Annotated in this window: 11 protein-coding genes; 4 read left to right on the top strand and 7 right to left on the bottom strand. The window is 66.6% G+C overall.

Annotated elements, in window-relative coordinates; translation table 11 throughout:
* The first annotated feature begins 48 nt into the window (after positions 1-48).
* Both ACQR1Y_RS20775 and ACQR1Y_RS20770 read left to right on the top strand, forming a co-directional pair.
* Positions 49-666: a TetR/AcrR family transcriptional regulator gene (locus ACQR1Y_RS20775; RefSeq protein WP_434879342.1), complete on the top strand. Its 618-nt coding sequence runs from the start codon at positions 49-51 to the stop codon at positions 664-666.
* A 120-nt stretch (positions 667-786) separates the two neighbouring features.
* Positions 787-2,262, top strand: coding sequence for a M81 family metallopeptidase (locus tag ACQR1Y_RS20770; protein ID WP_434879341.1), 1,476 nt, complete (start codon positions 787-789; stop codon positions 2,260-2,262).
* A gap of 212 nt (positions 2,263-2,474) precedes the next feature.
* On the opposite strand, the gene ACQR1Y_RS20765 is transcribed toward ACQR1Y_RS20770, so the two are convergent.
* Positions 2,475-4,124, bottom strand: a complete 1,650-nt coding sequence (locus ACQR1Y_RS20765) for an MFS transporter (protein WP_434861526.1) — start codon at positions 4,122-4,124, stop codon at positions 2,475-2,477.
* Positions 4,111-5,244, bottom strand: coding sequence for an HlyD family secretion protein (locus ACQR1Y_RS20760; protein WP_434879340.1), 1,134 nt, complete (start codon positions 5,242-5,244; stop codon positions 4,111-4,113). Before ACQR1Y_RS20760 ends, ACQR1Y_RS20765 begins: the two co-directional genes overlap by 14 nt.
* 295 nt (positions 5,245-5,539) lie before the next feature.
* Between ACQR1Y_RS20760 and galE the strand changes: the two genes are divergently transcribed.
* Positions 5,540-6,535, top strand: a complete 996-nt coding sequence (galE, locus tag ACQR1Y_RS20755) for a UDP-glucose 4-epimerase GalE (RefSeq protein ID WP_434879339.1) — start codon at positions 5,540-5,542, stop codon at positions 6,533-6,535.
* Positions 6,536-6,559: 24 nt separating this feature from the next.
* Here the strand turns inward: galE and ACQR1Y_RS20750 are convergent, their stop codons facing one another.
* The 4 genes from ACQR1Y_RS20750 to ACQR1Y_RS20735 all read right to left on the bottom strand — a co-directional run bounded on the left by ACQR1Y_RS20750 (position 6,560) and on the right by ACQR1Y_RS20735 (position 10,980).
* Positions 6,560-6,829, bottom strand: coding sequence for a hypothetical protein (locus ACQR1Y_RS20750; RefSeq protein ID WP_434879338.1), 270 nt, complete (start codon positions 6,827-6,829; stop codon positions 6,560-6,562).
* Between the two features lie 72 nt (positions 6,830-6,901).
* Positions 6,902-8,356, bottom strand: coding sequence for a dihydropyrimidinase (gene hydA, locus ACQR1Y_RS20745; RefSeq protein WP_434879337.1), 1,455 nt, complete (start codon positions 8,354-8,356; stop codon positions 6,902-6,904).
* 143 nt (positions 8,357-8,499) lie between these two features.
* Positions 8,500-9,747, bottom strand: coding sequence for an acyltransferase family protein (locus ACQR1Y_RS20740; RefSeq protein WP_434879336.1), 1,248 nt, complete (start codon positions 9,745-9,747; stop codon positions 8,500-8,502).
* 90 nt (positions 9,748-9,837) lie between these two features.
* On the bottom strand, positions 9,838-10,980 hold the full coding sequence (locus tag ACQR1Y_RS20735) for a helix-turn-helix domain-containing protein (RefSeq protein WP_434879335.1): 1,143 nt from the start codon (positions 10,978-10,980) through the stop codon (positions 9,838-9,840).
* A gap of 108 nt (positions 10,981-11,088) precedes the next feature.
* On the opposite strand from ACQR1Y_RS20735, the gene ACQR1Y_RS20730 reads away from it, so the two are divergent.
* Positions 11,089-11,739, top strand: coding sequence for a hypothetical protein (locus ACQR1Y_RS20730; RefSeq protein WP_434879334.1), 651 nt, complete (start codon positions 11,089-11,091; stop codon positions 11,737-11,739).
* A 61-nt stretch (positions 11,740-11,800) separates the two neighbouring features.
* Here the strand turns inward: ACQR1Y_RS20730 and ACQR1Y_RS20725 are convergent, their stop codons facing one another.
* On the bottom strand, positions 11,801-12,418 hold the full coding sequence (locus ACQR1Y_RS20725) for a TetR/AcrR family transcriptional regulator (protein WP_434879333.1): 618 nt from the start codon (positions 12,416-12,418) through the stop codon (positions 11,801-11,803).
* Positions 12,419-12,440: the final 22 nt, after the last annotated feature.

Genomic DNA, 12,440 nt, shown 5'->3' with positions numbered 1-12,440 from the left:
ATAGATAAGAATCAGTCGGGGCGGAGACGAAAACAGGAGTTTTGCATCATGGGCGTCGGACGGCCCCGGAATTTCGATCGCGACACCGCGCTGGACCAGGCGATGGAGGTGTTTTGGCGCCATGGCTATGAGGGCGCGACCATCGCCCAGCTCACCGACGCCATGGGCATCAACCCGCCCAGCCTCTATGCCGCCTTCGGCAGCAAGGAGGCCCTGCTCAAAGCCGCGCTCGACCGCTACACCCAGCGCCGCGAAGAGTGGATGGAGGAGGTGGTGGGCGCGCCGACAGCCCGCGAGGTCACCGCGCGGATGCTGATGGGCGTCGCCGAGAAGCAGACCGACCCGTCCAACCCGCCCGGCTGCCTGCTGGTGCAGGGTGGCCTTGCCTGCGGCTCCGGCTCCGCCAACGTGCCGTTCGAGCTCGCCGCTCGCCGCGCCCAGACCGAGGAGCAGCTCCGGCATCGCTTCGAGCGCGCGAAGCAGGAGCGCGACCTGGCCGAGAGCGCCGACCCCGCCGCGCTCGCGCGCTATGTCTCCGCCGTCATCACCGGCATGAGCGTGATGGCGTCGTCCGGCGCCGATCGTCAGTCGCTGGCGCAGGTCGCCGAGGTCGCGATCAAGACCATCGCGGATCAGTCGGTGCCGGCGCCGGTCACCGCGAACTGATCGCTCGCATGCGCTGGGCGATGGGTCGCTCTGCCCTCGCGCTGTCTTGTGCTCGTGGACGCGATGCGGTCCGCTGCGGCCGCTTCATCGTCATCGCGCCAACTCAAGAGCCGTTCCTTCATGCGTGTCTTCTCCGCCGCCCTCGCCACCGAGACCAACACCTTTGCGCCGATGCCGACGGGGCTCGGGACCTTTCACGAGCGGGCGTATTTCCCGGCCGGTCAGCATCCGGACAAGATGCAGATGCATGGCGGGCCGCTGTGGGCGGCGCGGCAGGTTGGGCCGTCCAAGGGATGGACCTTGATCGAGGGCCTGGTGGCGGCGGCGGTGCCGAACGGGCTCGTCACACGCGCGGCGTTCGAGACCTTGCGCGACCAGATCCTCGCCGATCTCAAGGCCGCGCTGCCGATCGACATGGCGCTGATCGGCCTGCACGGCGCGATGATCGCCGACGGCTATGATGATTGCGAGGGCGAGCTGCTGTCGCAGATCCGCAAGATCACAGGCCCCGACGTGGTGATCGGCGCGACGCTCGATCCGCACGTCCATATGAGCGAGCTGATGGTGGACAGCGCGGATCTGTTGATCTGCTGGAAGGAATATCCGCACACCGACATTCTCGAGCGCGCGCAGGATCTGGTGCAGCATTGCACCGAACTGGCCGAGAAGCGGCTCAAGCTGCGCAAGGCGCTGGTCGACACCGACATGATCGTGACCCTGCACACCACCCGCGAGCCGGTGCGCAGCTTCGTCGACCGCATCACCGCGCTGGAGGGCAAGGACGGCATCGTCTCGGCCTCGATCGTGCACGGCTTCGGCTGGGGCGATACGCCCGCGATGGGCACCAAGGTGCTGGTCTACAGCGACGCCGCCGCGGATCCCGATGGCGCGAAGGCGCAAGCGCTGGCGCGCAAGCTCGCGGACGAGCTGATCGGTATGCGCGACGCCGTGACCGAGCGCATGCCCGGCGTCGATGCCGCGCTCGACCAGGCGCTCGCCAAGGACGGCACCATCGTGCTGGGCGATGCCAGCGACAATCCCGGCGGCGGCGCGCCCGGCGATTCCACCTTCATCCTGCGCCGCGTGCTCGAGCGGAAGATCGAGAACGTCTGCGTCGGTCCGATGTGGGACCCGATCGCGGTGCGCATCGCCTTCGATGCCGGAATCGGCGCCAAGCTTCCCTTGCGCATCGGCGGCAAGATCGGCCCGCTGTCCGGCGAGCCGGTCGATGCGACCTGGGAGGTCAAGGCACTGAAGGAGAACATGGTGATGACCGGGCTCGCCGGCACGCCGGCCAAGCTCGGCGATTGCGCGCTGATCGCGTGCAATGGCGTCGAGGTCGTGATCACGACGTTCCGCTGCCAGGCGTTCGGGAAGGACTTCTTCACTCAGCTCGGCTGCGATCCCTCGACGCGCAAGCTCGTCGTGGTGAAATCCGCGCAGCATTTCCGCGCCTCGTTCGCCCCGATCGCGGCCGACATCATCATGGTCGATGCGCCCGGCGTGGTCGCGCGCGACGTGACGAAATTGCCGTACGCCAAGATCAAGCGTCCGAAATGGCCGCTGGATGAGCTGCCGCAATCCTCGCGCGCATGATGTCCCAGAATGCGACGGCGTAGCGCGATGCTGTTAACGTTCGGAACGCGGCTGGAACGAACCGCGTCCGAATCAGCCGCGCATCGCGGTTTGAAATCTGTTCACGGCTAGATGTCGTGGTGCTCTGAGCAGACACGCAACATCCAGCGCGAGCGTTCGTCTCGCGCGGCTTGTCTTCACTTCAAAACGTTAAGCTCAGCGCGCGGCAAGGCTCACGTCGCCGACGATCCGAACCGCCGCATCCACGCTGCTCGCAAACCGATCGGCGTCGGCGAGAACGGCCCCGGCGGCGCGCGCGTGATCAAGGCGACGAGCAGCAGCGCGGCGATCGCGAGCCAGAAGCACAGCCAGAACGCATCGAGATAAGCCAGCACATTGGCCTCGCGCTGCACCTGGCCCGCCAGCGTGCCGACGGCGCGCGCCTTGGCCTGTGCGGCGCCGTGGCTGGTGAAATAGCCGGTCAGCCGCTGCAGCGCGCGGGCGACGTCAACGTCGCCGCTCTGGATGTTGAGGCCGAGATAGGCCGAATGCACCTGCTCGCGCACGCGCAGCCACGTCCCCATCAGCGCAACGCCGATCTCGGCGCCGCCGAGCCGCATGATCTGGATGTAGGCCGCGAACGACGTCGCGCGCGCCGGATCCGAATTCGACAGCGCCATGATGATGATCGGCAGCAGGGTCAGCGCCTGCCCGATCGACTGCAGCATGACGATGCCGATGAAGTCCTCGCGCGCCCAGGCATGGGTGAGCTGGGTGCCCCACAGATTGGCCGCCGCGAAGGCGCTGAACCCGAGGACGACGACGAGGCGCGCATCGACATGACGCAGCAGCCAGATCGACAGCGGCACCAGCACGATCAGCGGCAGCGCGCCATAGATCAGCAGGAGCGAGCCGCTCTGCTCGGGGCGCAACTGGGTGATCGTGGCCAGGAAGTTCGGCACCAGCGATGCGTTGGAGAGACTGGTCAGCGTGTACAGCAGGATGACCGTCAGCGAGAGCCCGATGTTGCGCGAGAACAGCACGTTGAAATGCGCCCAGGGCTGCGGGCTGAGGGCCTCGTTGACGAGGAAGAGAACGAACAGCACGGCGCCGCCGGCAAGCAGCGCAACGACCGTGCCGGATTGCAGCCAGTCGAGCCGGTTGCCCTGGTCGAGGCCGGCATAGATCATCGACACGGCGCTGCCGAGCAACAGCATGCCGCCCCAGTCGGCATTGCGAAGCAGCGTGCGATTGACCGGCTCGGCGGGCGTGCCGAGATAGACCATCGCCGCCATCAGCGGCGCCAGCACCACGCCCTGCCAGTACATCCATTGCCAGCCGAGATGCTCGACATAGAAGCCGACCAGGGAGGTCGAGGTGTCCAGCGCGAAGCCGACGCGGATGGAGTAGATCGAAATCGCCGGCAACCACCAGCGGATCGGCAGGTTGCGGAAGATGATCATCAAGGTCGCCGGCACGAAGGTGCCGAGCAGCATGCCGTGGATGATCGCAAGCGTGATCAGGGTCGGGTAGTCCCGCACGAACGGAATGATCAGCGACACCACCGCATAGATCAGGCTGGGAATGCCGAGCACGCGGCGCAGGCCGAACACGGTCGCGAGCCAGGCCACGGCCGGCGCGATGAAGATCTGCGAGCCGATCGCCGCGGTCGAGAGCCACGCGCCCTGGTCGAAGCCGAGCGCGAACGCGCCGCGCAGGTCGGGCAGGCCGACCGAGGTCAGCCGACTGTCGAAATTCGCCAGGAACGAGCCGAGCAGCACGGCGCCGACGGCGAACAGCGGATGCGCCGCCTGGCCGCCCTGCGACAGCGGTCCGCGATCGCTTGCACGGATACCCTCACGGATGCTTTCACTTGGCGCCATCGGCCGCGCCCGTGGTGCGGATGTGGGTCACGACCGACATGCCCGGCAGCAACCGGGTCAGCAGCTTCTGGTCGGCATCGAGTGCGATGCGCACGGGAATCCGCTGCACGACCTTGGTGAAATTGCCGGTGGCGTTGTCGGGCGGCAGCAGCGCGAATTGCGAGCCGGAGGCCGGCGCGATGCGCTCGACGCGGCCGTGCAGGGTCTCGCCCGGGAAGGAATCGACGGTGACGTCGACCGGCTGGCCGGGGGCGACATGCGTGAGCTGCGTCTCCTTGTAGTTGGCGATCACGAACACCTGGGGCAGCGGCACCACCGCGATCAGGCTGCTGCCGATATTGACGTAGTCGCCGGTCTGCACCTGGCGCTGGCCGACGACGCCGTCGAACGGCGCGGTGATCCGGGTATAGCCGAGCTTGAGCCGCGCCGCGGCGAGCGCCGCCTTGGCGCCGGCCAGGTCGGCACCGCGCTGCTTCTTGGTGCCGGTGAGCACTTCGAGCTGATGCCGCTGGGCGGCGATGACGGCGCGGCTGGCGCGCACATCGGCCTGCGCCTTGGCATAGGCGGCGGTGGCCTGCTCCAGCCGCTGCTTGGTGCCGGCCTCGCTCTGCGACAACGATTGCTGGCGCTCTTCCTCCTGGCGGGCCTGCACCTCGGCGGCGCCGGCCGACACCTGCTGCGCTTCGGCCTGCGCAATGGTCGCGTATTGCAGCTCGACCTGGTTGCTCAGATTGTCGAGCGCCGCCTGGGCGGCTTCGACATTGGCCTCGGCCTGCGCGACCTGCGCCTCGTAGTCGGCCGGATCGATCTGGATCAGGAGGTCGCCGGCCTTGACCCGCTGGAAATCGCTGACGGCGACCTTGAGCACCTCGCCGGCGACCCGGCTGGAGAGCTGGGTCATGTCGGCGCGGACATAGGCGTCGTTGGTGGTCTGCGTCGTGGCGTTGCCGGTCCAGGCATTCCAGCGCGAGGTGGCGAGCGCGACGAACGCCAGCGCGACCAGCACGGCCAGCAGCGGAATGCCGAGCCGTGCCCACAGCCCGGGCGCAGGGGCAGGCGAGGGCGGTGGCGCCGATGCCGCGCGTGGCGCCGTATCGACTTGGCTCGCTGGTTCACTCAAGACACGCCTCCTGCAGCTCCCGACATGGATCGAGCCAGACTACAGCTACCGCATTCTGCGATCCGCGCTACCTGTACTCTGGGGTATGGGGGATGCGCGCGGACGCTGGAACAGCCATTCCCGCCCTATGGAACTTGCGCCGCGGCGGCGATGGCAACTCGCATCACCGGGTTCCCGTTCCCGGAGGAAGACAGTTCAACCCTGACTTGGTGTGGGCTGCGGCTTAGCCTACTCTGGCGATATTTCGCGCCGGCCGCAGGCACGGCTGCGCTGATATCGAGAATTCAGGGGAATTATGGGGAACAAGGGTACGATCCTGATTGCCGGCGGGGCCGGCTATATCGGGGCTCATTGCAGCAAGGCGGTTGCCGAGGCGGGTTTCACGCCGATCGTTTACGACAATCTGACGACGGGGCACCGTAGCTTCGTGAAATGGGGGCCGCTGGTGGTCGGCGACATCGCCGACAGCATCAAGGTGGCGAGCACCATCCGGCAATATGACGTGCGGGCCGTGATGCACTTCGCGGCCTGGAGCGCCGTCGGCGAGTCCGTGGCCGATCCGCAGAAATATTATCTCAACAATGTCGCGGGCACGCTCGGCCTGCTGCAGGGCATGCGCGAGGCCGGCTGCACGCGGCTGGTGTTCTCCTCGACCGGCGCGGTCTATGGCAATGCCGGACGTGAGCCGATCCCGGAGAGTGCGGCCGGGCCGACGGTCAATCCCTACGGCCGCTCGAAATTCATCATCGAGCAGATCCTGTCGGACTACCGCGCCGCCTACGGCTTCTCCGCCACGGCGCTGCGCTATTTCAACGCCTGCGGCGCCGACGCCTCAGGCGTGATCGGCGAACTGCGCGATCCCGAGACCCACCTCATCCCGCGCGCCCTGATGGCGATCCTCGGCCATGTCCCGGATTTCGCGATCTTCGGCACCGACTACGAGACGCCGGATGGCACCGCGGTGCGCGACTACATCCATGTCGACGATCTCGCCGCGGCCCATATCGCGGCGATCGGACGGCTGCTGGAGGGACACACTGGCGGCGCCTACAATCTCGGGACCGGCAGCGGCTATTCGGTGCGCGAGATCGTCGATGCGATCCGCCAGGAGACCGGCGAGCAGGTGCCGCTGGTCTATCGCGAGCGCCGCCCCGGCGATCCGCCGGTTCTGGTCGCCGATCCCCGGCGCGCCGAGCAGGAGCTCGGCTTCAAGGCGCGCCACTCCGACCTCGGCCACGTCATCCGCTCGGCCTGGGCCTGGCACCAGAAGGCGCACCCGCGAATCGTCTGAGCAGGGGCGCCAGTCGAAGACACGCTACGCCGCCGCTGGCGGCGTATGCGCGTACTCGTCGATGAGGCTTTCCATGCGCTCGTCGTCGACCGACCAGCTGCCGATCTCGACGCTGTCACGGAAAAAATGGATGCTGTGCGCCGGTGAGCGGACGTTGTCGCCGCGAATCATCCGGAGCAGGTTTTGCGCCACGCGGCAGTGATCGCCGGGCAGCCTGAGGTCGAAGAATGCGTCGCCATAGCCCGGCAGCGGCGTGCCGGCCGAATCGCGAACTTCCATGCGCAACTGTGCCATGCTCGCATTCAACGACAGCAACGGTTTCCGCCCGGTAAATGCCGCCGCGGCGGAGATGATTCGCGACGCCGTCTACGGCGTGATCATCTCGCGTGAGACGCCGCGCGGCGCGGTGATCTCCTTCCAGGTGGAATTGGCGACATGCACAGGCGGGAACGCCGGCCGTTCGACATAGCGGCCGTCGCCGGCTTGCGCGCGCAGCTCGCCGTCACGCCAGGCGATCCGTCCGCGCGATACGGTGACGACCGGGCCGCCGGTGCAGGTGAAGCCCTCGAAGACGTTGTAGTCGATGCGGCTGACCTGGCGGGTCGCGCTGATCGTCTTGTGCATCGCCGGATCCCACACCACGAGATCGGCGTCGGAGCCGGCCATCACGGCGCCCTTGCGCGGGAAGATGTTGAGGATGCGCGCGATGTTCGCCGAGGTGACCGCGACGAACTCCTCCTTGGTCAGGCGTCCCGTTTCGACTCCCGCGGTCCATAGCAGCGGCATCCGGTCCTCCAGCCCGCCGGTGCCGTTTGGAATCCTGCGGAAGTCGCCGCGACCGAGCCGCTTCTGCGCGAGCGTGAAGGCGCAATGGTCGGTCGCGACCACCTGCAGCGAGCCGGATTGCAGCCCGGCCCACAGGCTGTCCTGATGCGACCGGTCGCGGAACGGCGGCGACATCACGCAGGCCGCGGCCTGGTCCCAGTCCGCGGCGCGATACTCGCTGTCGTCGAGCAGCAGATGCTGGATCAGAGGCTCGCCATAGACGCGCTGGCCGGCGGCGCGGGCGCGCGCGATCGCCTCATGCGACTGGCGGCAGCTGGTGTGCACGACATAGAGCGGCGCACCGGTCATGTCGGCGATCATGATCGCGCGGCTGGTCGCCTCGCCCTCCACCTCAGGCGGCCGCGAGAAGGCGTGGCCCTCCGGCCCGTCGATGCCGCGCGCCAGCATCGCCTCCTGCATTCGCGCCACGACGTCGCCGTTCTCGGCATGGACCAGCGGCATCGCGCCGAGCGCGGCGCAACGCGCAAACGAGTTGTACAGCTCGTCGTCGTTGACCATCAGCGCGCCCTTGTAGGCCATGAAATGCTTGAAGGTGTTGATGCCGTAGGTTTGGACCACGATCTCCATCTCGTCGAAAACCTGCTTCGACCAGGAGGTCACCGCCATGTGGAAACCGTAGTCGGCCGCCGCCTTCTCCGACTTGCGCCGCCAGTCCTGATAGGCGGCCAGCATCGACTGGCCGGGATCGGGGATGCAGAAATCCACCACCATCGTGGTGCCGCCGGAGAGCCCGGCCTTGGTGCCCCATTCGAAATCGTCGGCCGACACCGTGCCCATGAAGCCGAGCTCGAGATGGGTGTGCGGATCGATCCCGCCGGGGATCACGTAGCAGCCGTCGGCATCGATCACCTCGGCCGATAGCGGCGGCTCGATCGCAGTGCCCACCGCGAGAATGGTGCCGCCCTGGATCAGGACATCGGCGCGCCGGGAATGATCGTGGTTCACCACCGTGCCGCCGCGGATGAACAGTGACATCGCTTCGCCCCCGCGCTTGTCATCGCCTGAGGCGGCATCCACCTGCCGCCAAGTCGAATCTAGCGCGGGCGCGTGAAACCGCCTGATCAAATTTTGACCAGGGCAGCGCCATACTCCGGGCAGACGACGCGCAGCTGATGTCGTCAGTTGGTCACGGCGCGGCCGGCGACCGGAAGCTGCTTGGGGCGTGGTTTGACCGTCCTGCCGTTCAGGATCCGGCCGATGATGGTGTTCCGCACCAGCAGGTGATAGCTCGCCAGCATGAGAGGAAGCGCGATCAGCAGAATGAGCGCGAACTTGACCGGCCATGGCCAATCGAGCTGCGAGACCAAAAGCTGCAGCGCCATCACGATGGGCATGTGGATGATGTAGAGCCAATAGGAGGCATCGGCGAGATAGCGCCGCGTATGGCTGAAGCCGGCCAGGAAGCGTAGCGCCAGGCCGATCGCGGCGAAGGTCGTGGTCCAGATCGCCAGCGCGTAGGCGATCGCGCCCGCGAGCCTGAGCGTGGCGAGATCGACCGGAGCACTCCAGACGCGGGTTGAGACCTGCATCACCGAGAACGCCAGCATGAAGCTGAGCGCGATCAGGATCGCGGCAGCGAGCGTGTTGGACAGCCACCGTTGCTCCATGAGCCGCAGCAGCGCGATCTGCCGATGCAGCAGCCAGCCGACAGCTAAGGCACTACCAAATCCGATCCAGGCCTGGTTCGGGGTGATCAGCGACTGGTCGGGCGTGCGCACGCCGATGAAGCCGATCCAGGTCGGATCGAGACTGAGCGCGATCAGGATCGGCAATGCCAGAATCGCGGGCGCGAGCCGACTGTGCATGATCAGCGCGAACAGCCGGTCCAGCGCCGCGCGCAGCCGTCCGTCGGCGTCGGCCGCGAGCACGATCCACCGCAACAGCAGGGCCGCGGCGTAGAGTTCGATCAGCATGTAGAGAAACCACAGATGCGTCAGCGGAAAGCGCGGCAGCACCGGCGGCCAGCCGCCCATGCCCGGCGTCGGCCCGCCGTTGGGAAAGTGGCTGGCCCACACCACCAGAGCGGCCATCGGCATCATCACGAGCGGCCAGGCGACCACCAGCGGCAGCGCGATCCGTAGCAGGCGGTCCTTGACGAACCCCGCCGTGCCGCGGCGGTGCAGGCTCATGCGGGCGAAGAAGCCGGCCATCAGGAAGAAGGTCGTCATCCGGAAGATGTGGATGACGAAGGTGACGACGCCGAGAACGGCACTCGTATGGGTGTCTTCGATGAACCAGAACCGGTGCGGGCCGAGCGGCAGGAACGAGGTCGCGGCGTGCAGCACGATGCCGAGCAGCAGCGCATAGGCCCTGACCGCATCGAGCGCATGCAGCCGTTCGGAGGAGGGAGAAATGACGTTGGTCATGGCGTTCTCAGGGAAAGAGGGACGGGGCCATTTCTGCGCCCGCGCGCTATGTCGCGTTGGCCGCATCCCGGATTCGGCCAGCCGAATTCTTCAATCACCTTGCCGAATTCTCAAATCGGGTGCGGCGTCCGCGCCTCCTGCCAGCGCCTGGCGGCGGAATTCCGTCGGCGTCATGCCGGTCGCCGTCTTGAAAGCGCGGTTGAACGGCCCGATCGACTGGAAGCCGGCGTCGATCGCGATGGTCAGCACCGGCACCTCGCGCTGGCTCGGATCTGCGAGCGCGGCCTTGGCGTCGTCGAGCCGGTAGCGGTTCAGGAAGGCGTTGAAGTTGCGATAGCCCAGGCCCTCGTTGATCGCCTGCCGCAGCCGATATTCCGGCACGTTGAGCTCGGCCGCGAGGCCTCCGATCGAGAGACCCTCCCTGCGATAGATGCGCTCCACCGTCATGAGCTGGTCGAGCCGGCGCAGCAGCAGCGGCGCCACGGCATGGCGTTCGCCGGCGGTGATGTGCGCTCCCTGCGGCTCATCGGCGCCTGCAGCAGCCAGCATGGCGGGGCTCGGCAGCGCCGCCGCCGCGTTCGCTCCGAACAGAGTCCAGCTGGCGAGCATCGCAAGCGTGCACAGCGTCAGCGCGCTGATGAAGCTGCCGAGCCCGCCCGTATTGGCCGCGAGGCCAAGCACCTGTCCGGGAATCGGTAGCAGCGCCGGCCCGGCGACGAAGATGATGAAACTGAGGTTCAGGACCAGCACGGCCATGCGCAGCAGCCGCCGCCGCGCGATCAGGTCGTCGCGCCAGGTGGTCACGGTCTGCATCAGCGCGAGCAGAGAAAACGCGACCGCCACCACGGACAGGCCCTTGGCGCAGATCTTGGTGACCACAGGCCACATCGGCCAGCTCAGGGACGCCGTGAAGCCGAGGATAATCACGGCAAGCCAGACCGCGCCGTGCCACGGCTTCAGCGCAAAGTCGTCATCGAAGGCGGCGCGCGCCCACAGCCAGAACACGACCGGTTGCGCCGAGAGGATCGGCAGGGTCCACCAGAAGGTCGAGACCGGAATGAAAGGTGCAGTGGCGACGGCGAAACCGGCGCCACCCGCGGACATCGCAAGGCCGAGCACGGCCTGGCAATTGCCCGGACGCAGCCTGATCAACACGAGGACCATCATCGTGAACAGTCCACTCGCCGCGCCGCGCAGTCCGAGATCGAACGCCGTGAGACCGATGTCTTGCACGTCTATCGCATTCCACTCTGAGCTGGGCGATCATGGCATATCGCCCTTGGGGCGAACAGTCCCAGGTGGCGCGCTGCCGAAGGCTGTTCGAGCAGAAAGAGAAGGATCATGAACTCTGGAGCAAAGGTGTTCGCCCTTGCCCTCACCGTGCTGTTGTCGATGCTCCGGCTGGCTCGGGCCGGTTTGGACGACTTCAAAGTCGAAGCAATCGAGGTCGTCGGTGAGCGGGACAAAGCCGATGTCGGTGTGATGGGCGATCGGCCGCGGCCGATGATCAGGGTGACGCTATCCTCCGATGTCGATCTGCGAGGTTATAAGAGGGCCGGCTTTCATGTTGGCGTACACGGCGGTGTCTGTCTCGAGGGAAGCTTTACCGCTGACGAAACCAAGAATTTGATGGGAGCGTATGTGTACGACGAATTTGGCAACATCGATGACGATCGGGACATTCCGTCATCGGGTGCGTCGGTCTACGCCTATCACTTCTATGTCGATGTTGCCTTCAAGAGGCTTTTTGAACCCATCCCCGGGCAGTCCCCGCCGTTTTCATGGGACTTGCGCAACAAGCCGGAAGACGTTTGCTTCGTCGTCCGGGGCGGCAACATGCTCGGGGGCGGTTTCGCGACGAACCGCATGATGATTGCCGGCGCGGACATCAGCGATGCAATTCTGCGCAGCGACCTCACCAAGGAAAGCGCAAGTGCCAAGAAATCTGGCGTTCGAGATCGTCGTCGGGGAGCAAAGATCCAGGCGCCCTGAACCGCTAAGCGTCATGCCGACAGCCGTGCTGCCGGTGCCCCGTGAGGTCGCCATGGGCTGTTCATCGAGCCGCGTTGTCCGCCGCCACCAGTCCCGTCACCATCGCCTTCACCATCGCCGCGATCTGCTGGCGCAGCAGCGCCAGCGGCACGGCGATCAGCTTCTGCTCGAGACCGAGCGCGACCATGCCGTGGACCGCCGAAAACAGACTGCGCGCGATCACGCTGATGTCGTCGAACGAGCGCTGCGGAAACAATGCCGCCAGCGGCTGGTGGATGTGACGGAACAGATGCATCTGATCGGCGATGGCCCAGTCCGGCAGCGGCTTGTCGGGCGCCATGCGATGTTCGAACAGCGCGCGCCAGAGCTCGAGATTGTGGGCGGCGAAGTCGCAATAGGCCACCGCGATCCGCTCCAGCGCCGCCTCGGGGCCGGACGGGCCGGCGCTCTCGGCGGCCGACAGCTCTGCATCGAGCCGTGCCAAAGTGCGTGAGCCGACCATCAGCACCAGCTCGTCGACATCGGCGACGAGGTTGTAGACGGCGCCGTTGGCGACACCGATCTCCTGGGCGAGATCGCGCGTCTTGAGGCCCGCCAGCCCCCTCGTCTTGATCATCCGCTCGGCCGACTCGATCAGGGCCTCGCGCTGTTTCGCACGTCTTTCCAGGGTTTTAGACATTGTTTACCAAAATCTTGAGCGA

This window comes from Bradyrhizobium sp. HKCCYLRH3099 (assembly GCF_051167855.1).
Classification (GTDB): Bacteria; Pseudomonadota; Alphaproteobacteria; order Rhizobiales; family Xanthobacteraceae; genus Bradyrhizobium.
The sequence above is the reverse complement of the archived record's forward strand: the minus strand, read 5'-3'. Positions and strand labels throughout refer to the sequence as shown.

Bases quoted from the DNA above. Each gene is read 5' to 3' on its own strand.
- ACQR1Y_RS20775 (WP_434879342.1), top strand. From the start codon at position 49: ATGGGCGTCGGACGGCCCCGGAATTTCGATCGCGACACCGCGCTGGAC.
- galE (WP_434879339.1), top strand. From the start codon at position 5,540: ATGGGGAACAAGGGTACGATCCTGATTGCCGGCGGGGCCGGCTATATC.
- hydA (WP_434879337.1), bottom strand. From the start codon at position 8,356: ATGTCACTGTTCATCCGCGGCGGCACGGTGGTGAACCACGATCATTCC.
- ACQR1Y_RS20770 (WP_434879341.1), top strand. From the start codon at position 787: ATGCGTGTCTTCTCCGCCGCCCTCGCCACCGAGACCAACACCTTTGCG.
- ACQR1Y_RS20750 (WP_434879338.1), bottom strand. From the start codon at position 6,829: ATGGCACAGTTGCGCATGGAAGTTCGCGATTCGGCCGGCACGCCGCTG.
- ACQR1Y_RS20730 (WP_434879334.1), top strand. From the start codon at position 11,089: ATGAACTCTGGAGCAAAGGTGTTCGCCCTTGCCCTCACCGTGCTGTTG.
- ACQR1Y_RS20740 (WP_434879336.1), bottom strand. From the start codon at position 9,747: ATGACCAACGTCATTTCTCCCTCCTCCGAACGGCTGCATGCGCTCGAT.
- ACQR1Y_RS20765 (WP_434861526.1), bottom strand. From the start codon at position 4,124: ATGGCGCCAAGTGAAAGCATCCGTGAGGGTATCCGTGCAAGCGATCGC.
- ACQR1Y_RS20725 (WP_434879333.1), bottom strand. From the start codon at position 12,418: ATGTCTAAAACCCTGGAAAGACGTGCGAAACAGCGCGAGGCCCTGATC.